Origin of the sequence: Brevibacterium sp. XM4083 (assembly GCF_006489205.2) — a bacterium.
Taxonomy (GTDB): domain Bacteria; phylum Actinomycetota; class Actinomycetes; order Actinomycetales; family Brevibacteriaceae; genus Brevibacterium.
The window spans coordinates 428108-451060 of record NZ_VFYR02000002.1 but is presented as its reverse complement, the minus strand read 5'-3'; the positions used below and the strand labels follow the sequence as shown (position 1 = coordinate 451060).

Below are 22953 nucleotides of genomic sequence, written 5' to 3'. Positions count from 1 at the left end.
TAATCATGTCCACACTGAAAATCTCCGACCTGCACGTCAGCGTCAACACCGAGGCCGGCCAGAAGCCGATCCTCAACGGCATCAACCTCGAGATCGACTCGAACCAGACGCACGCGATCATGGGCCCCAACGGCTCGGGCAAGTCGACGCTGGCCTACTCGCTCGCCGGTCACCCGAAGTACGAAGTCACCGGAGGATCCGTCACCCTCGACGGTGAGGACGTCCTCGACATGACCGTCGACGAGCGCGCCAAGGCCGGTCTCTTCCTCGCCATGCAGTACCCCGTCGAGGTGCCCGGCGTGACCGTGACGAACTTCCTCCGCTCGGCCAAGACCGCGATCGACGGCGAGGCTCCCAAGCTGCGCAACTGGACGAAGGACCTCAAGTCGGCGATGGAGCAGTTGCGCGTCGACCCCGAGTTCGCGACCCGCAACGTCAACGAGGGCTTCTCCGGCGGTGAGAAGAAGCGCCACGAGATCCTCCAGATGGAGATGCTCAAGCCGAAGTTCGCCGTCCTCGACGAGACCGACTCCGGCCTCGACGTCGACGCCCTGCGCATCGTCTCCGAAGGCGTCAACCGGGTCCGTGAGACGACCGACGTCGGCGTCCTCCTCATCACCCATTACACGCGGATCCTCCGCTACATCAAGCCCGACTTCGTCCACGTCATCGTCAAGGGCAAGGTCGCCGAGGAGGGCGGACCGGAACTCGCCGAGCGCCTCGAGAACGAGGGCTACGACCGCTTCCTCTCGTCCGCGGTCTGATGTTCTCTCGGCTCCGGGGTGACTTCCCGATCCTCCATGCGAGGGTCGGGGAGTCGCCGCTGACCTATCTCGACTCGGGAGCGACGTCGCAGAAGCCCGAATGCGTCATCGACACGTTCACCGAGTACTTCACGCAGCGCAACGCCGCCGTCCACCGGGGTGCGCACACGCTCGCCGTCATGGCCACCGACACGTTCGAGGCCGGCCGGGAAGCCGTGGCGAACCTCGTCGGCGGTGCGCCGAACCAGGTCGTGTGGACGAAGAACGCCACCGAGGCGCTCAACATCGTCGCCCTCGGCATCGACCGGGCCAGCCACGGGTTCGGGGGAGAGGCCGCGCAGCGGTTCGCCATCGGGGAGGGCGATTCGATCGTCGTCACCGAGATGGAGCACCACGCGAACGTCGTCCCCTGGCAGCAGCTCGCCCAGGCCACCGGGGCGCAGCTGCGGTGGATCCCGGTCACCGATGACGGAGAGCTCGACCTCACCGACCTCGAGACGATCGTCGACGAGACGACGAAGGTGCTCGCGTTCACCCACGTCTCGAACGTCCTGGGCACGATCAACCCGGTCGCCGAACTCGTCGCCAGGGCCCGCGAGGTCGGGGCGTACGTCGTTCTCGACGCGTGCCAGTCGGTGCCGCACATGCCGGTGGACTTCACCGACCTCGACGTCGACTTCGCCGCGTTCTCCGCGCACAAGGCGCTCGGGCCGACCGGCCTCGGCGTGCTCTGGGGGAAGACCGAGCTCCTCGACGCGCTCCCGCCCGTGCTCACCGGCGGGTCGATGATCACGACCGTGACGATGGACTCCGCGGAGTTCATGCCCGCACCGCAGCGCTTCGAGGCCGGCACTCAGCCGGTGGCCGAGGTCGCGGCGTTCGCGACGGCCGTCGGCTACCTCACCGAGGTGGGCCTCGACCGGGTCTTCGACCATGAGGTCGAGCTCGGCCGCCGGCTCCTCGAGGGGATCGCGCAGATCCCCGGCATCCGGGTCCTCGGCAATGCCGAGAACCGGATCGGCACCGTGGCCTTCGACGTCGACGGCGTCCACGCCCACGATGTCGGCCAGTACCTCGACTCCCAGGGTGTGGCCGTGCGCGTGGGTCACCACTGCGCGCAGCCGCTCCACCGCCGGTTCGGGGTGACCGCCTCGACTCGGGCGAGCACGTACCTCTACAACAACGGCGACGATGTCGAGCGCTTCCTCACCGCGCTGGCCGAGGTGCGCCCGTTCTTCGGTCTCGAGGACCCGCCGGCCGCGGAGAAGGCGCAGGCGTCATGACCACCCAGATGCAGCAGCTCTACCAGCAGGTCATCCTCGACCATTCGCGGTCGCGGATCGGCAATGCCGCGCTGCTCGGCGATTCGGCGCCCGGACCGCACGGGCACTCCCACCAGGTCAACCCGACCTGCGGGGACGAGATCGAGCTCGAGACCGAACTCGCCGCCGACGGCACCGTGACCGTGCGATGGACCGGTGACGGGTGTTCGATCTCGATGGCCTCGGCGTCCGTGCTCACCGAGCTCGCCGCCTCGGCGACGGTGTCCGAGATGCTCGAGATCGAAGGGGCCTTCCACGAGCTCATGCACTCCCGGGGCACCGTCGAGGCCGACGAGGAAATACTCGGCGACGCCGCGGCGTTCACCGGAGTGTCGAAGTTCCCGGCACGGATCAAGTGCGCCCTGCTCGCCTGGATGGCGTTCAAGGACGCGCTCAGCCAAGCCCAGGCGGGAGCTCCGGAACAGACTCCCACCGCACCGACCGAAGACGAGGAGAAGTGATGCCCGAAGTCATTGATGCACCGCAGAACGCGAGCGTCGACGAAGTGCGCGAAGCGATGATGGACGTCGTCGACCCCGAGCTCGGCGTCAACATCGTCGACCTCGGACTCATCTACGGCCTCGCCGTGGAGGACGACGGCACCGCCGTCATCGAGATGACCCTGACGTCGGCGGCCTGCCCGCTCACCGACGTCATCGAGGACCAGACCGCGCAGTGCCTCGACGGCATCGTGCCGGCGTACCGCATCAACTGGGTGTGGATGCCGCCATGGGGTCCGGAGAAGATCACCGAGGACGGCCGCGAGCAGATGCGCGCCCTCGGGTTCAATATCTGAGCACTCGCGAAAAGGCCCTCCTGCCAGCAAATCTGCCGGTGGGAGGGCCTTTCCTGTCCCAGGATGCTGCCCTCGCAGGACAACTGTTCGTCCTCCGGGGCACGTCGCAACAGTCTCGGCGCTTTGGGACTCTTGTTCGCGGCGGGGAGTGATTCTCTGTCAATTGTGCGTAGTTTTGTGCGTAGTGGTGCCATTGCAGGAAGTGGATTCGGTTAGCTGGGGTCGTGGCAGATGATGACGTCACCCCGGCCAGCGGGCTCACCCAGGTTCACTCGGTTGACGTCTCTCCAAAATGGGGCTTACGGAGTATAACAGCAGTGATATACTCGTGGCATGTGGAGGGTAGTCGACCACCCCGATGCCGCAGTCGAATACAGACGACTTGACGCTCGGGAGGCCGTGGCCGTAGACAACGCGATCGCGAAGCTGGCGTTGCTCGGGCCATCGCTTCCATATCCGCACAGCAGTGCGGTGCGAAGTGCCGAGAAGCTCAGAGAACTGCGTCCTCGAGGCGGACGGAGCATCACACGTGCCCTGTACAGACAGTTCGGCGAGGTTTTCGTCGTCGGGGCCTACGGGCCGGAAGCTCAGCATGACCGCAAGGGCTTCGCCAAAGCGTGCCGAGACGCCGAACTGCGACTGAATCAAATCGAGGAATGAGGGTGATGATCATGAAGCTCTCGGAGCTGCAGAGCCACGATGCGATGATCCGCGAACGCCAGGAGGACGATCCCGAATACGCCGCCGAAGCGGAACGTCTCGCCTTGGCCGGCGCGGTGAGTCTCGCTGTCGTCCGCTACCGGGCCCAGCACAACCTGACGCAGACGGCGTTCGGAAGAATGCTCAACTGGAAGCAGCCGCAAGTGGCGAGACTGGAGCGCGGTGACGCTGTGCCTTCTCTGGACAGTCTTCAGCGATTGGCTCGAGTCGGGGTCATCGAAGTGCACATCGACCAGCAGGCCACGTACGTCCGCGCACTTGCCGCTTCATGAACTCCGCACCTTCCTCGCCGAGGTGGCCGATGCGCCGCCTCGGCGAGGTTGCGTAGAGGAACGTACGTCGGATGTGCGGGTTCATAGAACAACCGCCCGGGCATCGGAATATCGCAACGGCGTGTCCGTGGGATAACGAAAATCTAGATTAAAAGACACCCGGCTTGTTGAGCGCAGACACCAGTGCTCGACTCGATATACGGGCAGGGCTTCGTCCTCTTGCGCCTGCGGTTGCCTCCATGAATTCCGGCCATGGTCAACGAAGGCGCAAGCAACAATATGCGAGTGCTCGACTTCAACGTCCGATGTCCGCGAAAGGGCTTTCGGAGCAACTCAGACGGTTTGGCAGGAGCTTCCCTGGCATGATGAGTGCATGGCGCACTTGCTTCGAATCGACCAGGCCACAGCTACCCCTGCAGTGGAGACAACCATGTCCGAAGAATGCCTTGAGGAAACGCGGCACCTGGAGCAGTGGATCGTCCACCACCCTGAGGTGATCGACGAAGGACTGAAGATTGTCGCATCTCAGTACAACCGTTGGGTCTCCGTTGAGGGAGGTTCGGCGAAGGAAGCTCTCGATGTCCTGGCATTGTCGTCCAGCGGTCAGACTGTGGTGATCGAACTCAAACGGGGGAGCGACCGCAAAGTACATCTCCAGGCGATTACATACGAGGCACTTGTTGCGGGCTTCGACAGGCATATGCTCGCAGATGCGCATGCTCATTGGCTCACCAAGAATGGCGCAGCGACAACCGCCGAGGAGGCCCTCGAACAACTGACGGAGCATCTGGAATCCGGATGGGACGACGAGATCCTCAAGCTCCCGCGACTCGTCCTTGTCGCCGAATCTTTTCCGGACCAGGTGCTCACCACCGTGCAGTGGCTTGCGGACACCGTTGCCCACGGCCTCGAGATCGAGTGTCACGAATACAGCCTCTTCCGAGATAACGGTGCGCTCTACTCAAGCTTTCAGAAGATCTTCCCAGTGGAGAACCTCGAAGGGCGAACTCTGCGACCCGCTCCAGCGGTGGATACTGGTCAGGTGCGCGAACGGATCGCCACTCGGGAGCGGAGGGCCAGGTCTGTGAAAGTCATTGCAGAGCGTCGCGGTATCCCTGACCACGCCCGGATCGAACTAAATCTCGACACGCTGGTGAAATCCGAGATCGTCGCCCAGATCGATGATTGGCTCGCCGCTGAGTCCAGCCGCCGTTCGGTCACCTGGGTGAACGACAAGGTAAGGCCTCTACTTTGGGCCGCGGCAGAGGATCCCTCCGCTCGGTGGACGCCTACAGCGCTGCGCGACGAGATATTCGCCCAGGCAGGTGTGAGTTCGCACAACTTCTCAGCCGCCGACGGTTGGCAATACCAGGGACAAAGCCTCTACTGGTTCGCGCAGTCCCTTCTCAATAGGGAATCCGATGAAGCAGAGACGAGCTGACGAAAATGCTCAAGGCTGTCGAGCGGAGCGAGCTGTGACAACACCGTAAAGGGTGGTGATATATGCGCGCCCCGGCTCTGAAGTACGTATCGAACTGCTCTGCTGGTCTCTGCAGCCGAGCGGTCAAAGACTTCGTCCATAAACTGCACGCCACTGACCGCGATTTCGCTGCATCATGAACTTTGACTCGCTGTCACAAGTGCCCAGGCATCGCGACGTTCGTGAAACAATGGTGCGGGCCCATTGACGACCGGGCCCGACGTCCAGAGGAGAACCATTGACGATCATCGCTGCCGCAGACGGGTCTGCGCTCGGCAACCCCGGACCCGCCGGGTGGGCCTGGTACATCGACGACGACTGCTGGCACGCCGGGGGCTGGAAGAACGCGACGAACAACCGCGGCGAGCTCATGGCCGTCCTCGACCTCCTCGAATCGACCGCCGACGTCGACGAGGACCTCAAGATCTTCTGCGACTCCCAATACGTCATCAACGCCCTGACGAAATGGATGCCGGGCTGGAAGCGCAAGGGCTGGAAGAAGGCCGACGGCAAGGAGGTCCTCAACCGCGACCTCCTCGAATCCCTCGACGAGGCGCTGACCGGGCGCGACGTCGAGTTCGAATGGGTCAAGGGCCACAACAACCACGCGATGAACGAAGCCGCCGACGAACGCGCCCGGGCCGTCGCCACCGCCTACCAGAAGGGCACAGCGGTGCCCGAAGGACCCGGATACGTCCCCGTGGGGACGTCGGTGAGCGTCGACGCCGGCGGGGAATCCCCGGCGCACGCCGAGGCCGGCACGGAAGCACCGGCGCACGTTGCGGTCGAGCCAGAGGCACCGGCGCACGCCGAGGCCCCCGCGCCGGGCGGCGACACCACTGTCGTCTCCACGCGCGTGGCCCGCACCGTCGCCGACGAACTCGTTTCCCGGGCCCGCGCCCAGGGAGTCCACCCACAGGAATACCTGGCCGACCTCATTGGCCGCAGTTTGGAGAGAGAATGATCCAGGCCTCCGGCCTCGAAGTCGCCGTCGGCGCCCGCACCCTGATGTCCGACGTGTCCTTCCGCGTCGACAAGGGCGACCGCGTCGGGCTCGTCGGACGCAACGGCGCCGGGAAGACGACGCTGACGAAGGTGATCATGGGCGGCCACCCCGCCACCTCGGGCACCGTCTCGATCTCCGGGTCCGTGGGCTATCTGCCGCAGGACCCGCGCAGCGGCGACCTCGAGGCGACGGCGAAGGAGCGCATCCTCGGCGCCCGTGACCTCGACGTGCTCGTCAAGCGCCTGCGCAAGGCCGAACGTCAGATGGCCTCACCCGATGAGAACGTCGCGGCGAAGGCCATCGACCGCTACCCGCGCATCGAAGCCGAATTCGTCGCCGCCGGCGGATACGCCGCGGAGTCCGAGGCGTACGCGATCGCCGCGAACCTCGGCCTCGACGAGGACCTCGTCAACCAGGAGATCGGCACACTCTCCGGCGGTCAGCGCCGTCGCGTCGAACTCGCCCGGATCCTCTTCTCGGCCCCGGACACGATGATCCTCGACGAGCCGACGAACCACCTCGACGCCGAATCCGTGCTCTGGCTGCGCGACTACCTCAAGGCGTACTCCGGCGGGCTCATCGTCATCAGCCACGATCTCGACCTCATCGACGAAGTCGTCAACAAGGTCTTCTTCCTCGACGCCACCCGGCAGACCATCGACATCTACTCGATGGGCTACCGCCTCTACCTCAAGCAGCGCGAGGACGACGAACGCCGGCGCCGGCGCGAACGGGCGAACGCGGAGAAGAAGGCCGCGGCGCTGACGGCCCAGGCGAACAAGATGATGGCGAAGGCGACGAAGACCGTCGCCGCCCAGCAGATGGTCAAGCGCGCCGAACGGATGCTCGCCGGCCTCGATGAGGAACGCAGCGCCGACAAGGTCGCGAACCTCCGCTTCCCCGCCCCCGCCGACGTCGGCCGGGTGCCGCTGACCGCCGAGGGGCTGTCCCGCAGCTTCGGGTCGACGGAGGTCTTCACCGGTGTCGACCTCGCGATCGACAAGGGCTCACGCGTCGTCATCCTCGGCTACAACGGCGCCGGGAAGACGACTCTGCTGCGCCTGCTCGCCGGACTCGACGAACCCGACTCCGGCGAGGTCATCGCCGGTCACGGGCTCAAGCTCGGCTACTACGCGCAGGAGCATGAGACGCTCGACCTCGACCGCAGCGTGCTCGAGAACATGCAGCGCAACTCCCCGCACCTCGACGACACCGCGGTGCGCAACGTCCTCGGCTCGTTCCTCTTCTCCGGCGACGACGTCCACAAACCCGCCGGAGTCCTCTCCGGCGGTGAGAAGACGCGACTGGCCCTGGCGACCCTCGTCGTCTCGAGCGCCAACGTCCTCCTCCTCGACGAGCCGACGAACAACCTCGACCCGGCCTCGCGGGAGGAGATCCTCTCAGCGATCCGCCGCTACGAGGGAGCGATCATCCTCGTCACTCACGATGAGGGCGCGGTGTCCGCACTCGATCCCGACCGGGTGCTGCTCCTGCCCGACGGCGATGAGGACCTGTGGAACGACACCTACCTCGACCTCGTCACCCTCGCCTGAGCCGCTGAGCCCCTGAGCGAGCTGCAGAGCCGCAGGGGGCTCACCTCGACCGGAAGCGCTCCTCGAGGAGCTCGTCCTCCTCGGCTTCGTCCCGTCCGCGCACGGTGGGACTGACGAAGCGATTGCGGCCGTACCGGCTGCCCGGCTGGCTGACCTTGGCCCCGGCGTCGAGGGCCGCCTTGTCGACGACGACGTACTCGGTGTCGGTCGTCGCGGTGGCCACCGCCTCGGCGTTCGCCTTGCGTTCCCTCCGCGCCGAGATCGACACGGCGATGATGATCATGATCCCGAACGCGAACCACTGGAGCATGTAGGACAGGTGGTTGCCGGGGTTGAGGTCGGGCGCCGGCAGGGGAGTGAGGCCCTCGGCCTGGGTTGCCCCCGTCGCCGCCTCCTCGGCGTAGACATTGGCGTACGCCTCGCCCATGCCGGGGATCCGGGCCGGGTCGATCGCCTTGATCATGCCGTCGGGATTGTCATCGTCGGAGCCGTCCTGGGCGATCTTCAGCCGCGCGGTGATCGTCTGCTCACCGGCCGGGGCCTCGGGCACCGCGGTCGATTCGGGCACCCATCCGCGCACGATCGCGATCGTCTCTCCGCTGGTCAGGGTGAACGGGACGACGACGTAGAAGCCGACCTTGTCGTTGACGGTGCGGTTGCGGGCGAGCACCGTGTCCTCGGTCTCGAAGCGCCCGGTCAGCGACACCGGCGTCCATTCCGCGGATTCCGGCAGCGTCGCCGAGGTCGACGGGAGCACCGCGGAGATGTCGACGGGAGCCGCCGAGTAGTTGGCATTGATCGTGTCGATCTCCGCCTGGCGTTCGGCGCGGCGGTCCTTCTGCCACAGCGCGAGGAACACGCACGCGATGACGACGATGATCGTCATCGCGATGTACTTGAGCCACCGGGCACTGAAGAGGAATGAGTAACGGGCCATCAGCCGGCGTCCTCCGGGATCTCGTCGACGGAAACATCGGTGCGATAGAAGCTGCGCAGGGTGAGGAACTCCCGCAGCTGGTCGAGGTGCTCGTCACAGGCGAGCCACACCTTGCGCCTGACAGGCGTGTGCAGGCGGGGGTTGTTCCACAGGATTGCCCGTGTCGCATCGGCTCGGCACCCCTTGGCCGAGCACCGCAGTGCCTCGGTCACCGGCGGCCACCCGCGCTCTCATCGTCGTCCTCGACGATCTCGCCGCTGCTCGAGGCGGTGAAGTGGTGTTCGCTCTCGGTCATCCGCGGGGATCGCTGTGCAGACGGACCCGCCGAGGCGGTGCCCGGGTCGGTCCCGTCGGTTCCCGCATCGCCTGTCCCGGGATCGACGGTCTCGCCGGGGATCGTCTCGCCTCGCGGCGCGCGCCCGGTCCCGGAGTCCTCCGCGGTCGCCTCACCGGGCTCTCCGCCGAGGGTGTCGCCGCTGATCGTCTCGCCGCGGCCGGGCGGCAGCTGGTCGAGGGGAGCGGAGTCGATGAGCGCCGAGCGGTCGTCGCGGGAGCGCTCCCGTCCGGCGTTGGCGAAGATGACAGCCGGATAGGGCAGGAGCACGGCGCCGGCGACGCAGATCCACATGAGGACGTGCTGCGAGGCGACGAACGCGAAATAGGCCGCCACGAAGCAGAGTGTGCGGATCCCCATGGTGATCGAATACTTGATGATCCTCGACTTCATATCGTCGTCGAGCGCAGTGTCTGCTGTGGTGATCTGCTGCGGGTGCTTGGCCATAACCTTCTTCACTCGGGTCTACCTACAAAATCATACGCTTCGTTTGTGGGAGCATGTCGAGGCCGCACCAAACACGGTAGGTTGGTCTCCGTACTGTCGTTCCAACAGAAGAGAGTCCCGTGTCAGAACCACGTGTAGTCCTCGTCACCGGAGGCAACCGCGGAATCGGCCGCACCATCGCCGAGGAGTTCCTCGCCAACGGCGACAAGGTGGCCGTGACCTCCCGCAACGGAGATGCCCCCGACGGCGCCCTGGCCGTCGCCGCCGATGTCACCGACTCCGCGTCCCTCGACGCCGCGTTCAGCGAGGTCGAGGAGAAGCTCGGACCCGTCGAGGTGGTCGTCGCCAACGCCGGCATCACCCGCGACAACCTGCTCATGCGCATGGGCGACGACGACTTCGCAGCGGTCATCGACACGAACCTCACCGGTGCCTACCGCACTGTGAAGCGCGCGATCACCAACATGATCCGCGCGAAGAAGGGCCGCATCGTCCTCATCTCCTCGGTCTCCGGCCTCTACGGCGTGCCCGGCCAGGCGAACTACTCGGCGTCGAAGGCCGGTCTCGTCGGCTTCGCCCGCTCGATCACCCGCGAGCTCGGTTCCCGCGGCATCACCGCCAACGTCGTCGCCCCGGGCTTCATCCGCACCGACATGACCGATGAGCTCGACGAGAAGCAGCAGAAGGACTACCTCGCGACCATCCCCGCCAAGCGCTTCGCCGAGGCCGACGAGGTCGCCCGCGTCGTCCGCTGGGTCGCCTCCGACGACGCCTCCTACATCTCCGGAGCCGTCATCCCCGTCGACGGCGGCCTCGGCATGGGACACTGACAACCACCCCCTGACCCCAGACACTGAGCAGCCTGACGCTGCACCAGCATCAGAGAACAGACTGAGAAAGGACCACCATGGGAATTCTTGACGGAAAGCGCATCCTCGTCACCGGAGTGCTCACCGAGGCGTCGATCGCCTTCGCCGCCGCCCGCATCGCCCAGGAGCAGGGAGCCGAGGTCATCCTCTCGAGCTTCGGCCGCCAGATGAAGATCACCCAGGTCATCGCCGAGCGCCTGCCCGTGACCCCGCGCGTCATCGAACTCGACGCCACGAGCGAAGAGGACCTCGCCGCTCTGCCCGAGCGCCTCGAGGGCAACATCGACGGCATCGTCCACGCGATCGCCTTCGCCCCCAAGGACGCCCTCGGCGGCGTCTTCCTCGACACCCCGTGGGAGTCGGTGCAGGCCGCCATCCAGGTCTCGGCGTACTCGCTCAAGGCGATCACCGTCGCCGCCCTCCCGGTGCTCAACCCGGGCGCGGGCATCGTCGGCCTGACCTTCGACGCGACGATCTCCTGGCCGGTCTACGACTGGATGGGCGTGGCCAAGGCCGCCTTCGAGTCGACCGCCCGCTACCTCGCGAAGTACGTCGGCGACAAGGGCATCCGCGTCAACCTCGTCTCCGCGGGACCGCTGAAGACGACGGCGGCGACCTCGATCCCCGGCTTCGGGACGCTCGAGGACATGTGGGGCGAGCGCGCCCCGCTCGGCTGGGACCAGAAGGACACGACGCCGGCCGGCAAGGCCATCGTCGCCCTCGTCTCCGACTGGTTCCCCGCGACGACCGGCGAGATGGTCCACGTCGACGGCGGATTCCACTCGACCGGCGCCTGAGACCATGCCCGTCCTCATCCTCGCCCGGCACGCGAAGGCCGAACCGAACGGTCCGACCGACTTCGAGCGCTCGCTGAGCGCGACCGGACTGGCCCAAGCCGTCGAGGCCGGGGCCGAGATCGCCGAGCGATGGTCACCCGAGGTGGCCATCGCCTCGGCGGCCCGGCGCACCACGCAGACCGGGCAGGCCGTCGTCGAGGCCGTCAACCGGGTGTCCGGCGGCGACCTCGAGCTCGTCCTCGACGAGTCCCTCTACGGCGGGGGAGTCGAGGACTGGATGGACGTGATCCGGTCGATCCCGGCGGCTGCGACGTGCGCGTACATCGTCGGCCACCAGCCCACCGTCGCCGAGGTGGTCGGTCACCTCTCCGCCGACGCCGGAGTCCCGGAGTCGTTCCGTCCCTCGTCGCTCGCGGTCTTCGACCTGCCGTCGTGGGACGTCGAACCCGGAGCCTACCCGGCCCCCGAGGTCACGTCGTTCCGAGGAATCTGACCACCTCGGCGAGATCGCGGGTGTCGATCACGACGTCCGCCGCCGCTCTCAGCGCCGGCTTCGCACAGAATGCGACCCCGAGCCCGGCCGCGCCGATCATGCCGATGTCATTGGCACCGTCACCGATCGCCACGGTCCGCTCGGGGTCGCAGTCGTATCGGGTGACGAGTTCGGTGAAGATCCGCTCCTTGGCCCCCGGGTCGATGACGGGACCCTGCGTGCGTCCCGTGAGCCGGCCCTCACTGACCTCGAGACCGTTCGCGTGGACCTCGGTGATGCCGAGGGTCTCAGCGATCGGGCCGATGACGGCGGTGAAGCCGCCGGAGACGAGGGCGACGACTCCGCCGGCGGCCTGCACGGCGGCGACGAGTTCGGCGGCTCCGCGGGTGAGCGTCACCCGCTCCCGGACCGCGTCGAGGACGGAGACGGGCAGACCGGCGAGCAGGGACACGCGCTCGGCCAGGGACGCCGCGAAGTCGAGCTGACCGGCCATCGCCCGTTCGGTGATGTCGGCGACCTGGGCGCCGACTCCGGCATGGTCGGCGATGAGGTCGATGACCTCTTCGTTGAGGAACGTCGAATCGACGTCCATGACGAGCAGCTGGACGGGGGCGGCGAGCGCGGGAGAGTCAGTCACCCTCTCATCGTAGCCACCGCGGTGACGTAGTCCGCGGCGGCAGGGTGGAGGCGGGAGAGCAGCTCGCCGAAGACCGGCGGGTCGAGTGTGGCCGGGGCGAGGACGGTGCGCATCCGCGCGTGGATGTCGAGGGCGGCGAAGATCGCCCGCGAATCGACGTCGAGCGGCAGGAGCGTCGTCAGCGGGTGCGTCGACGTCAGCTCTTCCTGCCAGTCCCGCCACGGCGCGGTCCGCCACTGCTCGGGCACGTCGATCGACTCGACGATCGACAGACCCTCCATGACGAGCAGCCGCAGCCGGCGCAGTGCCTCGGCGGGCGTCTCGACGGTGACGGGGCGATAGACGGACTCCCGGCACGCGATGACCTCGACGTTCGCCTCGGCGCCGAGCAGCATGATCCCCACCTGATCGGCGCCCCGGTGGAGGACGATGGGGGCGGGGTGACGACCGACGCGCGCACGGTCCTCCTTCGCGACCGGCGGGGTGGTGTGCGGCAGGGAGGGATGGTGGAGGGCGAGACGGGCATGGGTGATCCCAGCCGCCTGCGCGGCCGCGGCGAAGAGGAGGAGACCGGTCGGGCCAGGCGTCTCCAGGACGGCATCGGAGACGATGAGAGGAACATCACGTTCGGCGTCGAGGAAGGCAGTGCTGACCTCGTCGGGGGCCCGGGTCCCCGACAGGCGGTGATTGAGTGCGAGCGTGAGCAGCAGCGAGTCGAGCAGTGAGTCCATGTCGGACCAGAATAGATCCACCGCTGAGATAGAGTTGGGTGATATGAGTGATGTGCTGACTGTGGATTCCGTGTCCGTGCGCCGCGGGGAGAGCTTCCTCCTCCGAGACTTCTCCCTCACCGTCTCCGAAGGCCAGCATTGGGTCGTCCTCGGCCCCAACGGCGCCGGCAAGACGACGCTGCTCGAACTCGCAGCAGGACGCATGCATCCCACGTCGGGCAAGGTCGGCATCCTCGAGGAGCGCCTCGGACGGGTCGACGTCTTCGAGCTGCGTCCGCGCATCGGCTACGCCTCGACCGCCCTGGCCGGGCGCATCCCGAACTCCGAAGCCGCCCTCGACACGGTGCTCACCGCCGCCTACGGCGTCACCGGTCGCTGGGTCGAGCAGTACGACGAGACCGACATCGACCGTGCCAAGGATCTGCTCGAGGCCTTCAACATCACCCACCTCGCCGAGCGCACCTTCGGCACCCTCTCGGAAGGTGAGCGCAAGCGCGTCCAGATCGCCCGTGCGCTCATGACCGACCCCGAACTCCTCCTCCTCGACGAACCCGCCTCCGGCCTCGACCTCGGCGGTCGCGAGGAGCTGCTGAGCGCGCTCACGGAGATCCTCTCCTCGAAGTGGGCTCCGGCGACGATCATGGTCACCCACCACGTCGAGGAGATCCCCGTGGGCATCACCCACGCGCTCCTCCTCGGCGGTGGGAAGGCGGTCGCGGCGGGTCCGCTCGATGAGACGCTCACGGCGGAGAACCTCTCGGAGACCTTCGGCCTCGACGTCAAGCTCACCCGCGACGGCGATCGCTTCCACGCGCGCTCCCAGTCGTGAACCGCGGCTGACAGCGTGGAGATCTGGCAGATCGCACTCATCATCCTCGCCGGCATCGGCGCCGGGGGGATCAATGCCGTCGTCGGATCCGGGACGCTCATCACGTTCCCCGTCCTCGTCGCCTTCGGGGTGCCCCCGGTCGTGGCGACGATGAGCAATGCCGTGGGCCTCGTCCCCGGCAACATCGCCTCGTCGTTCGGGTACCGGGAGGAGCTCAAGGGGCAGTGGAAGCGGTTCGCCGGGTTCGTTCCCGCCTCCCTGGCCGGGTCCCTCCTCGGTGCCTATCTGCTCCTCCACCTGCCCGAGGACGCGTTCGAGACGATCGTGCCGATCCTCCTCGTCCTCGCCGTCGTCATGGTCGTCGGCCAGCCCTACCTCTCCCGGTACCTCAAGGAGCGGGCGCTGCGGCGGGAGGCCACCGAGGCGGTCGTTGCCCCCTCTGCGCTCGACGGCTCGGGGGCGGGGCTGGGACCGGCGAAGTACACGGTCGCGCTCATCATCATCTTCCTCACCGCGATCTACGGCGGATACTTCGCCGCGGCGCAGGGGATCATCCTCGTCGCCCTGCTCGGGCTCATCCTCACCGACGACCTGCAGCGGCTCAACGGGCTGAAGAACGTCCTCGTCCTCGTCGTCAACACCGTCTCGGCGACGACGTACATCATCGTCGGTCACGACCGGATCAACTGGACGGCAGTCGTCTGCGTGGCCGTCGGCTCGCTCATCGGCGGCTACATCGGGGCCCGGGTGGGACGGAAGTTCTCCCCGGGTCTGCTGCGGGCGGTCATCGTCGTCCTCGGCATCGTCGCGATCGTGCGGATCCTCACGCTGTGAGCGGCGCCGAGATGGGGGGACAGGCAGTGAACACTCCGGCGAAGGCTCCGCTGACCCGGGAGCAGATCATCGCACGGGCTGCCGAACTCGGGATCGCCACCGGCCGCCTGCACTTCTTCGACACCGCCGAGGTCGGCGGGGCAGACGCGGGTGCGGCCGGGGGCGCTGGTGCTGAGGCCGGCGCGGCGCTGGCCGATTACACGAACCTCACCGACGTCGCCCTGCGCAGTGTCCGCGAACCGGCCGAGGGACTCTTCATCGCCGAATCCTCGAAGATCATCCGCCGTGCCCATGCCGCAGGCATGGCACCGCGGTCGTATCTGACGAGCCCGAAGTGGCTCTTCGATCTCGCCGACCTCATCGCCGGAAATGACGCCCCGATCCACATCGGCACCGACGACGCCGTCGAGGCGCTCACCGGCTTCCACCTCCACCGCGGGGCACTCGCGGCGATGGAGCGCCCGGTCCTGCCCCCACTCACCGATCTGCTCGCCGAAGCCCGCCGGGTCGTCGTCATCGAGGACGTTGTCGACCATACGAACGTGTCTGATCCTAAACTACTCCATCCGGAACCTGTCGCCGCGCCGAGCGGACGCAGTAGGGTAGCGGTCCTGGAAGGCCTAGTGGACCATACCAACGTGGGCAGTGCCTTCCGCAATGCTGCGGCTCTGGGCCTCGATGCTGTGCTGGTGTCGCCGACTTGCGCTGACCCCCTATACCGGCGGTCGGTACGGGTTTCGATGGGGACGGTCTTCCAAGTGCCGTGGACCCGGATCCCTGATTGGGAGAAGGGCATCGCGGACCTCAAGGAGGCTGGCTACGTCGTGGCTGGCCTGACGCTGGGGGAGGGCGCGATCACACTTGATGATCTGGTGGCCGAAGACCACGAGAAGCTTGCTCTTGTGTTCGGGACTGAGGGCCACGGGATTACGAGGGAAACTAATGCTCTACTGGATCGCCGTGTGACGATACCGATGATGGGCGGCGTCGACTCGTTGAACGTGACCGCAGCAGCAGCTGTGGCTTTTTACGCAACTAAGTGATGTCGACTCGACCCGATGTCAGTGGTGCGCGATAGCCTGAGATGTAAACCACCCAGTACCGTAATTGCGCAGTGGCGCGGAGGAGTTAGACCTATGGCACCGAGCACCAAAGAGGCGCAGCGAGCCGAGTTGCACAAGATGATTTGGCGCATCGCAAATGACCTTCGGGGCAGTGTTGACGGGTGGGATTTCAAGTCTTACGTGCTGGGGATGCTCTTCTACCGGTTCGTCTCCGAGAACCTCACGGCCTACATCAATCACGGTGAGCATGAGGCCGGTGACGCGTCGTTCGACTACACGCAGATGGCAGACTCGCAGGCGGACTTCGCGCGCAACGAGGTGGTGGCTGAGAAGGGCTTCTTCATCCTGCCGTCCGACCTGTTCGCCAACGTCCGTGAACGTGCCGCGGACGACGAGAACCTGAACGAGACGCTCGAGCGGGTCTTCAAGAACTTCGAGGCGTCGGCGTTGGGCACGGACAGCGAGGACGACATCAAGGGTCTGTTCGACGATCTGGACGTCAACAGCAACAAGCTCGGTTCGACGGTCGCGAAGCGCAACCAGAAGCTGGTGAAGCTACTCGACGAGATCGGTGACCTTCCCCTGGGGCGGTGGGAGGACAATTCGATTGACTTGTTTGGTGACGCCTACGAGTATCTGATGCAAATGTATGCGGCCAATGCCGGTAAGTCAGGTGGTGAGTACTACACGCCGCAGGAGGTGTCCGAGCTCCTGGCGCGAATCACGGTGGTCGGCAAGAAGCATGTCAACAAGGTCTACGACCCGGCGGTCGGCTCGGGGTCTCTTCTTTTGAAGTTCGACAAGGTGCTCGGCAAGAACAACGTCCGTCAGGGGTTCTACGGTCAGGAGATCAACCTGACGACTTACAACCTCGCGCGGATCAACATGTTCCTGCACGACGTTAACTATGCCGACTTCAACCTCGCCCACGGCGACACCCTGATTGACCCACAGCACTGGGACGACGAGCCGTTTGAGGCAATCGTCTCCAACCCTCCGTACTCGATCAAGTGGGAGGGCGACGCCAACCCTCTCCTGATCAACGACGAGCGGTTTGCTCCGGCTGGCGTGCTGGCACCGAAGTCGAAGGCCGATCTCGCCTTCACAATGCACATGCTTAGCTGGTTGGCCATCAATGGTACGGCCGCGATCGTCGAATTCCCAGGTGTGCTTTACCGAGGTGGTGCGGAAAAGAAGATCCGGCAGTACCTCGTCGATAACAACTACGTCGACGCCGTGATCCAGCTGCCACCGGACCTGTTCTTCGGCACGACAATCGCAACCTGCATCCTAGTGTTGAAGAAATCGAAGAAGACCAGCGACGTGCTGTTCATCGACGCGTCGGCCGAATTCAAGCGTGTCGGCAACAAGAACAAGCTGCTTGCGGAGCACCAGGCGAGGATCCTCGAGGCGTTCACGACGCGCGAGCCCGAGAACTACTTCACCACCGTCGTCAGCAACGAGGACATCGCCTCGAACGATTACAACATCGCCGTTTCGTCCTACGTCCAGGCCGAGGACACCCGCGAGGAAGTCGACATCGTCGAGCTGAATGCCGAGATCGCGCGCATCGTGGCGCGCCAGGCAGAGCTCCGCACGGCGATCGACGAGATCGTGGCGGATCTGGAGGGTTCTAAGTGAGCCGCATCGACGAACTGATTCAAGACCTGTGCCCACGCGGAGTGGAGTTCAAAGAGCTTGGCGACTGTGTGACGCGGAACGTAGGCGGAGGTACACCGTCGCGTTCGAAACTTGAGTACTGGAACGGAGGCGTGTATTGGGCTTCAGTCGGTGACATCACCGCGACAATGTTGAAGATTCGCGGCACCCGGCAGACAATCACTGGAGAAGGGCTTCAGGCAAGTTCCAGCAATCTTGTCGCTGCGGGCTGGGTTGTTGTTGCCGTGAAGATCGCTCCCGGAGCAATGCGTGTTGTCGAGCAACCTATCGCAATCAACCAGGACATACGTGGGCTTCTTCTGAATGTTGAACTCGACCCATACTTCCTGACGTACTACTTCAAAACACTTCATATTGTCGGGAACGGGACGATTGTCAAGGGGATCACGAATCAGACACTCATGCGAATTCGGGTCCCCGTGCCGCCTCTCGAGGTGCAGCGCGAGATCGTGCGAGTATTGGATAAGTTCACGCAGCTGGAAGCGGAGCTGGAAGTGGAGCTGGAAGCGGAGCTGGAAGCCCGGCGCGACCAGTACGAGCACTACCGCGACGAGCTCGTGCGCGGCCACGGGTATCGAAGGAAGAGGCTTGCCGATCTTGGCACGTTCGTTCGTGGTCGCCGGTTCACCAAGAGTGACGTCGTTGAGGCGGGTATTCCCAGCCTCCACTACGGAGAGATCTACACTGTTTACGGGACGTCAGCCACGAGGGCCGTCCGGCATATTCGAGCTGATCTAAGGGATGAGCTTCGGTTCGCGCAACCCGGGAGTGTTGTGTTCGCCGGCGTCGGCGAGACGGTCGCGGACGTGGGGAAGGCCGTGGCGTGGTTAGGTGAAGAGCCGATCGCCACGCACGACGACACGTTCGTTTTCAGCTCCGACCTCGACCCGAAGTATGTGGCATATGCGGTGCAGACGGCTGATTTTCATCGGCAGAAGGAGCGCCACGTGTCGCGTGCAAAGGTAAAGCGACTGTCGGCCACGGGTCTTGGGGCGATCGAAATCCCTGTGCCATCGCTGGAGGAACAAGCATCAATCGTCCGGTCGCTCGACAGGTTCGACGCGCTCGTCAACGACATCAGCATTGGTCTCCCGGCTGAACTCGACGCGCGTCGCAAGCAGTACGAGTACTACCGCGACCGCCTGCTGACGTTCAAGGGGGCTGTCTAGGTGAATAGATTTCATGAGACGGTCGCGAGCTTGGCTGAGGAGGTACTACAGGGCCTTGCCGATTCTCGTACCGCTCTTATTTACGCACCGAATACGGTCGGCAAGACTCGGCTGGCGCAGTGCCTCAAGGAGCACAATCCAGAGGGTGTAGTCGTCTACAACTCCTTTGTCGAGGACGTATTCAGCTGGGATAACGAGCGTGTCGTATTCAAGATGAACCCAGAGGCAGAGCTATTTGAAACTATCGTGACGCAAGGTCTCGACAGTGCTATTATCGATACTTTCAAAGCCTTCACAAACGGCAAAATCGAACCAAGAATCGACTTCGAGAATGGCGAGGTGAGCTTTGGAGTACATAGGGGAGACGATAACTCGGCGGACGGCATCAAAATATCGCGAGCTGAGGAGAGCATATTTGTTTGGAGTGTGTATTATTCGGTACTAAATGAAGCGATTGAGGCACTTAGTGATAGCCCCGATCTTCGTTCAACGGTTGACTATGACAGGCTTACGCATGCAGTTATAGACGATCCCGTGTCTTCAATGGACGACGTGCGTATCGTTTCGGTCGCTCTCGCATTAGCAGCGCTTATCAAGCGAGCATCAGAGCTTGACTTGAAGTTTGTGATCGCCACACACCACGCTCTCTTCTTTAATGTTCTGTTCAACTCGCTCCGGCGGAAGACTGACCGAGCGTATATTCTCGCGATAGATCCCATTGCCGGGTGGACGCTTGCAAGGCAATCAAAGGACTCGCCTTTCAGCTACCACCTCGGGATTATTAAAGATATTCAAGAAGCCATTTCCGCGAATGCGATTGAGCGAGCCCATTTCAACCAGTTCCGAGCACTGCTCGAGAAGACGGCCAACTTCCTCGGCCACACAGGTGGTTGGGGTGACCTCCTTGTCGGGCCAGACGCCGCCTTGGTGACTAAGGTTCTCAATCTGTACAGTCACGACCGATTCGCTGATATCGACACCTTCGACGTGGCCGAAGAGTTCAGGGAAGCTTTTAGGAGCGAGTTTCAGGAGTTTCTGAAGACCTTCAGATGGGCGGCTGCCTCATGAGCGAGTCAGCGGCACGGAAGTTCGACCCGATCGCGATCTCTTCGGAGAGCACGGTCGTCGCTGAGTATGTTCATAATCCGTCGCAGGCTGATGCGTATCAGTCGGAGTCCGCGCTCGAGCGCGAGATGATCCGCTTACTCGAGGGGCAGGCGTACGACTACCTGCCGATCACATCGGAGGCAGACCTGGTCGCGAACCTGCGAGTGCAGCTTGAGAAGATCAATAAGATGACCTTCTCGAATGCCGAGTGGGAGCAGTTCTTTAAGACGAAGATTGCGGGTGCTAACGACGGCATCGTCGAAAAGACAGTCCGCGTCCAGGCGGATCACGTCCAGATCCTCAAGCGCGACGACGGAACGACAAAAAACATCGCGCTGATCGACAAGTCGAACATTCACATCAACCAGCTGCAGGTCATCAACCAGTATGAGATCGGGCGCGGCGGGGGTGACACCGGAGAGGGTGGTGCGAAGTACGCGAACCGGTATGACGTGACCGTGCTCGTCAACGGTTTGCCGATGGTGCACATCGAGCTGAAACGGCGCGGCGTGGACATCCGGGAAGCGTTCAACCAGATCAACCGCTACCAACGAGATAGCTTCTGGGCGGGCTCGGGTTTGTTCGAATATGTTCAGCTGTTCGTCATCAGCAACGGCACGCTCACGAAGTACTACTCCAACAGCACTCGCAGCAGGCACCTGGCCGAGCAGAAGAAGGCGAGTGGTGCGGGCAAGGGGAAGAAGTCGAGCAACTCGTTCGAGTTCACCAGCTGGTGGGCTGACGCGAATAACAGGCCAATCACTGAACTGACGGCGTTCGTGAAGACGTTCTTCGCAAAACACGCGCTGTTGAACATTCTAGCGAAGTACTGCGTGCTCACCGCGGATCGCGACTTGCTCGTGATGCGGCCGTACCAGATCGTCGCGACTGAGCGGATCCTGCAGAAGATCCAGATCTCTACGAACTACAAGTCACTCGGTACCGTCGATGCCGGAGGGTACATCTGGCACACGACCGGGTCGGGCAAGACACTTACCTCGTTCAAGGCAGCGCAGCTCGCATCGAAGATGCGGAGTGTGGACAAGGTGCTATTCGTCGTGGACCGCAAGGACCTCGACTACCAGACGATGCGTGAGTACGACCGTTTCGAGAAGGGCGCGGCGAACTCAAACACGTCGACGGCGGTACTGAAGAAGCAGCTTGAGGACTCCGGTGCGCGGATCATCATCACGACGATCCAGAAGCTGTCGATGTTCATCAAGGCGAACAAGGGCCACGAGGTGTTCTCGGGCCACGCGGTGATCATCTTCGATGAGTGCCACCGTTCGCAGTTCGGCGACATGCATACCGACATTACGCGCGCGTTCAAACGGTACAACCTGTTCGGATTCACCGGCACGCCTATTTTCGCCGCGAACGCCGGTAGCGGTGGAAATCCTCAGCTGCGCACGACTGAGCAGGCTTTCGGCGACAAGCTGCACACGTACACGATCGTCGACGCCATTACAGACAAGAACGTGCTGCCGTTCCGGATCGACTACATCAACACCATCAAGGTCGGGAACCCCGACGACTCGCAGGTCTCTGCGATCGACCGCGAGCGAGCTCTCCTGGACGTGCGTCGGATCCGGGACGTTGTGGCGTACACCCTGGAGCACTTCGATCAGAAGACGAAGCGCTCATCGAGCTACGAGCATGGAGTCGTGACGAACGTCGCCGACTCGGTGCGGGGTCGGCGCCAGGCGGAGGCACTCAAGGAGCGGAAGCGAGTCCGCGGATTTAACGCGTTGTTCGCGACTGCGTCGATCGATGCCGCGCGCCGTTACTACAACCAATTCCAGATGCAGATGGCGGAGCTTCCACCGGACAAGCGCCTGAAGATTGGGCTGATCTTCAGCTACGGCGCGAACGAGGCCGAGGCGGACGGCATCCTCGATGATGAAGCGTTCGACACCGATGCGCTCGACCTTGACGCGCGCTCGTTCTTGGAAGACGCGATTCAGGACTACAACGACATGTTCGGGACGAGCTACGACACGAGCGCGGATCGGTTCCAGAACTACTACAAGGATCTGTCGCAGCGGATGAAGAACCGCGAGATCGACTTGGTCATCGTGGTGAACATGTTCCTCACCGGGTTCGACGCGACGACACTGAATACGCTGTTCGTCGACAAGAACCTGCGCGCGCACGGCCTGATCCAGGCGTATTCGCGCACGAACCGCATCCTCAACTCCGTGAAGACCTACGGAAACATCGTCGCCTTCCGCGACCTCGAAGAAGAAACGAACGCAGCGCTGGAGCTGTTCGGTAACAAGGACGCGCGCGGCGTCGTGTTGCTGAAACCGTACGGCGACTACTACGGCGAGTACGTCGACAAGGTGACCGAGCTGCTCACGCGTTTCCCGATCTGGCAGCAGAACGTGGGGGAGCAAGCGCAGAAGGACTTCATCCAGCTGTTCGGCGCGATCCTGCGGTTCCGGAATATCCTCACGTCGTTCGACGATTTCGAGGGCAACGACCCACTCACCGAGCGGCAGCGTCAGGACTACACCAGCATCTACCTGCGCCTCCGCGATGAGTACACCCGCGATCGCGACGGCGACAGGGAAGTCATCAACGACGACGTTGTGTTCGAGATCGAGCTCGTCAAGCAGGTCGAGATCAACGTCGACTACATCCTCATGCTCGTGGAGAAGCTCCGCACCGAGAAGGGCGACGGCAACGACAAAGAAATCCGTGCCGAGATTACACGTGCCGTAGACGCGAGCCCGAGTCTGCGCAGCAAGCGCGACCTCGTCGAGGACTTCGTTGAGTCAGTCTCGCAGCTTGGCGGCATCGACAGGCAATGGGAAGCGTTTGTCGCAGCCAAACGTGATGCCGAGATCCAGGCGATCATCGACGCGGAGGGACTCAAACCAGAATCGACGCAAGCTTTCATCGAGGCGGCATTCCGTGACGGTCAGCTGCGCACGACGGGTATCGAGATCATCCACATACTGCCACCCGTGTCACGGTTCAACCGCGAGACAAACCACGGCGACAAAAAGAAGCGGGTCATCGAAGCGCTCTCTAGATTCTTTGAGCGGTTCCGGGGGCTTACCACAGGAGATGGAGAGCCTGGGGACTGAGGCCAGTACGAAGAGTGATG

24 protein-coding genes are annotated in these 22953 nt (G+C 64.0%); 19 read left to right on the top strand and 5 right to left on the bottom strand.

Going from position 1 to position 22953, the window contains the following annotated elements; translation table 11 throughout:
* Positions 1–5: 5 nt before the first annotated feature.
* The 9 genes from sufC (at position 6) to FJ887_RS07845 (ending at position 7913) form a co-directional block, all read left to right on the top strand.
* Positions 6–764: a Fe-S cluster assembly ATPase SufC gene (sufC, locus tag FJ887_RS07885; protein WP_137824021.1), complete on the top strand. Its 759-nt coding sequence runs from the start codon at positions 6–8 to the stop codon at positions 762–764.
* The gene (locus FJ887_RS07880) at positions 764–2047 is read left to right on the top strand and encodes a SufS family cysteine desulfurase (RefSeq protein ID WP_137824022.1); all 1284 of its coding nucleotides are present in this window, start codon (positions 764–766) and stop codon (positions 2045–2047) included. Before sufC ends, FJ887_RS07880 begins: the two co-directional genes overlap by 1 nt.
* Complete coding sequence (gene sufU / locus FJ887_RS07875; RefSeq protein WP_249356339.1) at positions 2044–2547, top strand: Fe-S cluster assembly sulfur transfer protein SufU; 504 nt, start codon at positions 2044–2046, stop codon at positions 2545–2547. The genes FJ887_RS07880 and sufU overlap by 4 nt, the downstream gene beginning before the upstream one ends.
* A complete protein-coding gene (locus FJ887_RS07870; RefSeq protein ID WP_137824023.1) occupies positions 2547–2882 on the top strand; it encodes a metal-sulfur cluster assembly factor in 336 nt (111 codons plus the stop codon). Before sufU ends, FJ887_RS07870 begins: the two co-directional genes overlap by 1 nt.
* Positions 2883–3215: 333 nt before the next feature.
* A complete protein-coding gene (locus FJ887_RS07865; RefSeq protein ID WP_137824024.1) occupies positions 3216–3542 on the top strand; it encodes a type II toxin-antitoxin system RelE/ParE family toxin in 327 nt (108 codons plus the stop codon).
* Positions 3543–3547: 5 nt separating this feature from the next.
* The gene (locus FJ887_RS07860) at positions 3548–3874 is read left to right on the top strand and encodes a helix-turn-helix domain-containing protein (RefSeq protein ID WP_171006932.1); all 327 of its coding nucleotides are present in this window, start codon (positions 3548–3550) and stop codon (positions 3872–3874) included.
* Positions 3875–4247: 373 nt separating this feature from the next.
* Positions 4248–5315, top strand: coding sequence for a PDDEXK family nuclease (locus FJ887_RS07855; RefSeq protein ID WP_140954967.1), 1068 nt, complete (start codon positions 4248–4250; stop codon positions 5313–5315).
* A gap of 277 nt (positions 5316–5592) precedes the next feature.
* Positions 5593–6318: a ribonuclease H family protein gene (locus tag FJ887_RS18645; protein ID WP_137824027.1), complete on the top strand. Its 726-nt coding sequence runs from the start codon at positions 5593–5595 to the stop codon at positions 6316–6318.
* Entirely contained in the window at positions 6315–7913 is a 1599-nt protein-coding gene (locus FJ887_RS07845; protein WP_137824028.1) for an ABC-F family ATP-binding cassette domain-containing protein, read from the top strand. Before FJ887_RS18645 ends, FJ887_RS07845 begins: the two co-directional genes overlap by 4 nt.
* A 40-nt stretch (positions 7914–7953) precedes the next feature.
* On the opposite strand, the gene FJ887_RS07840 is transcribed toward FJ887_RS07845, so the two are convergent.
* The 3 genes from FJ887_RS07840 to FJ887_RS07830 are packed head-to-tail and all read right to left on the bottom strand — an operon-like array spanning position 7954 to position 9631.
* The gene (locus FJ887_RS07840; RefSeq protein ID WP_137824029.1) at positions 7954–8850 is read right to left on the bottom strand and encodes an SURF1 family cytochrome oxidase biogenesis protein; all 897 of its coding nucleotides are present in this window, start codon (positions 8848–8850) and stop codon (positions 7954–7956) included.
* Entirely contained in the window at positions 8850–9062 is a 213-nt protein-coding gene (locus tag FJ887_RS07835) for a hypothetical protein (protein ID WP_137824030.1), read from the bottom strand. The genes FJ887_RS07840 and FJ887_RS07835 overlap by 1 nt, the downstream gene beginning before the upstream one ends.
* A complete protein-coding gene (locus FJ887_RS07830; RefSeq protein WP_137824031.1) occupies positions 9059–9631 on the bottom strand; it encodes a DUF3099 domain-containing protein in 573 nt (190 codons plus the stop codon). Before FJ887_RS07830 ends, FJ887_RS07835 begins: the two co-directional genes overlap by 4 nt.
* A 119-nt stretch (positions 9632–9750) precedes the next feature.
* Between FJ887_RS07830 and FJ887_RS07825 the strand changes: the two genes are divergently transcribed.
* The 3 genes from FJ887_RS07825 to FJ887_RS07815 all read left to right on the top strand — a co-directional run bounded on the left by FJ887_RS07825 (position 9751) and on the right by FJ887_RS07815 (position 11790).
* Positions 9751–10461, top strand: a complete 711-nt coding sequence (locus FJ887_RS07825) for a beta-ketoacyl-ACP reductase (protein ID WP_137824032.1) — start codon at positions 9751–9753, stop codon at positions 10459–10461.
* 77 nt (positions 10462–10538) lie between these two features.
* The gene (gene fabI, locus FJ887_RS07820; protein ID WP_137824033.1) at positions 10539–11297 is read left to right on the top strand and encodes an enoyl-ACP reductase FabI; all 759 of its coding nucleotides are present in this window, start codon (positions 10539–10541) and stop codon (positions 11295–11297) included.
* Positions 11298–11301: 4 nt separating this feature from the next.
* Entirely contained in the window at positions 11302–11790 is a 489-nt protein-coding gene (locus FJ887_RS07815; RefSeq protein ID WP_137824034.1) for a SixA phosphatase family protein, read from the top strand.
* Here FJ887_RS07815 and serB read toward each other — a convergent pair.
* A complete protein-coding gene (gene serB / locus FJ887_RS07810; RefSeq protein ID WP_137824035.1) occupies positions 11768–12427 on the bottom strand; it encodes a phosphoserine phosphatase SerB in 660 nt (219 codons plus the stop codon). The two genes, FJ887_RS07815 and serB, sit on opposite strands and share 23 nt — an antisense overlap.
* On the bottom strand, positions 12424–13158 hold the full coding sequence (locus FJ887_RS07805) for a hypothetical protein (RefSeq protein ID WP_137824036.1): 735 nt from the start codon (positions 13156–13158) through the stop codon (positions 12424–12426). The genes serB and FJ887_RS07805 overlap by 4 nt, the downstream gene beginning before the upstream one ends.
* Before the next feature lie 43 nt (positions 13159–13201).
* On the opposite strand from FJ887_RS07805, the gene FJ887_RS07800 reads away from it, so the two are divergent.
* From FJ887_RS07800 to FJ887_RS07770, 7 genes are all read left to right on the top strand, one after another.
* Complete coding sequence (locus FJ887_RS07800; RefSeq protein WP_140954968.1) at positions 13202–13987, top strand: ABC transporter ATP-binding protein; 786 nt, start codon at positions 13202–13204, stop codon at positions 13985–13987.
* Positions 13988–14002: 15 nt separating this feature from the next.
* Positions 14003–14821, top strand: coding sequence for a sulfite exporter TauE/SafE family protein (locus FJ887_RS07795; RefSeq protein ID WP_140954969.1), 819 nt, complete (start codon positions 14003–14005; stop codon positions 14819–14821).
* 26 nt (positions 14822–14847) lie between these two features.
* Positions 14848–15864, top strand: coding sequence for a TrmH family RNA methyltransferase (locus tag FJ887_RS07790; RefSeq protein WP_140954970.1), 1017 nt, complete (start codon positions 14848–14850; stop codon positions 15862–15864).
* Positions 15865–15957: 93 nt separating this feature from the next.
* Complete coding sequence (locus FJ887_RS07785; protein ID WP_140954971.1) at positions 15958–17526, top strand: type I restriction-modification system subunit M; 1569 nt, start codon at positions 15958–15960, stop codon at positions 17524–17526.
* A complete protein-coding gene (locus FJ887_RS07780) occupies positions 17523–18734 on the top strand; it encodes a restriction endonuclease subunit S (protein ID WP_140954972.1) in 1212 nt (403 codons plus the stop codon). The genes FJ887_RS07785 and FJ887_RS07780 overlap by 4 nt, the downstream gene beginning before the upstream one ends.
* A 30-nt stretch (positions 18735–18764) precedes the next feature.
* On the top strand, positions 18765–19802 hold the full coding sequence (locus FJ887_RS07775) for an AAA family ATPase (RefSeq protein ID WP_140954973.1): 1038 nt from the start codon (positions 18765–18767) through the stop codon (positions 19800–19802).
* The gene (locus FJ887_RS07770) at positions 19799–22933 is read left to right on the top strand and encodes a type I restriction endonuclease subunit R (RefSeq protein ID WP_140954974.1); all 3135 of its coding nucleotides are present in this window, start codon (positions 19799–19801) and stop codon (positions 22931–22933) included. The genes FJ887_RS07775 and FJ887_RS07770 overlap by 4 nt, the downstream gene beginning before the upstream one ends.
* Positions 22934–22953: the final 20 nt, after the last annotated feature.

Bases quoted from the DNA above. Each gene is read 5' to 3' on its own strand.
- FJ887_RS07805 (WP_137824036.1), bottom strand. From the start codon at position 13,158: ATGGACTCACTGCTCGACTCGCTGCTGCTCACGCTCGCACTCAATCAC.
- FJ887_RS07785 (WP_140954971.1), top strand. From the start codon at position 15,958: ATGGCACCGAGCACCAAAGAGGCGCAGCGAGCCGAGTTGCACAAGATG.
- FJ887_RS07855 (WP_140954967.1), top strand. From the start codon at position 4,248: ATGGCGCACTTGCTTCGAATCGACCAGGCCACAGCTACCCCTGCAGTG.
- FJ887_RS07770 (WP_140954974.1), top strand. From the start codon at position 19,799: ATGAGCGAGTCAGCGGCACGGAAGTTCGACCCGATCGCGATCTCTTCG.
- fabI (WP_137824033.1), top strand. From the start codon at position 10,539: ATGGGAATTCTTGACGGAAAGCGCATCCTCGTCACCGGAGTGCTCACC.
- FJ887_RS07860 (WP_171006932.1), top strand. From the start codon at position 3,548: ATGATCATGAAGCTCTCGGAGCTGCAGAGCCACGATGCGATGATCCGC.
- sufU (WP_249356339.1), top strand. From the start codon at position 2,044: ATGACCACCCAGATGCAGCAGCTCTACCAGCAGGTCATCCTCGACCAT.
- FJ887_RS07880 (WP_137824022.1), top strand. From the start codon at position 764: ATGTTCTCTCGGCTCCGGGGTGACTTCCCGATCCTCCATGCGAGGGTC.
- FJ887_RS07870 (WP_137824023.1), top strand. From the start codon at position 2,547: ATGCCCGAAGTCATTGATGCACCGCAGAACGCGAGCGTCGACGAAGTG.
- FJ887_RS07840 (WP_137824029.1), bottom strand. From the start codon at position 8,850: ATGGCCCGTTACTCATTCCTCTTCAGTGCCCGGTGGCTCAAGTACATC.
- FJ887_RS07815 (WP_137824034.1), top strand. From the start codon at position 11,302: ATGCCCGTCCTCATCCTCGCCCGGCACGCGAAGGCCGAACCGAACGGT.
- FJ887_RS07800 (WP_140954968.1), top strand. From the start codon at position 13,202: ATGAGTGATGTGCTGACTGTGGATTCCGTGTCCGTGCGCCGCGGGGAG.
- FJ887_RS07865 (WP_137824024.1), top strand. From the start codon at position 3,216: ATGTGGAGGGTAGTCGACCACCCCGATGCCGCAGTCGAATACAGACGA.
- FJ887_RS07830 (WP_137824031.1), bottom strand. From the start codon at position 9,631: ATGGCCAAGCACCCGCAGCAGATCACCACAGCAGACACTGCGCTCGAC.
- sufC (WP_137824021.1), top strand. From the start codon at position 6: ATGTCCACACTGAAAATCTCCGACCTGCACGTCAGCGTCAACACCGAG.
- FJ887_RS07845 (WP_137824028.1), top strand. From the start codon at position 6,315: ATGATCCAGGCCTCCGGCCTCGAAGTCGCCGTCGGCGCCCGCACCCTG.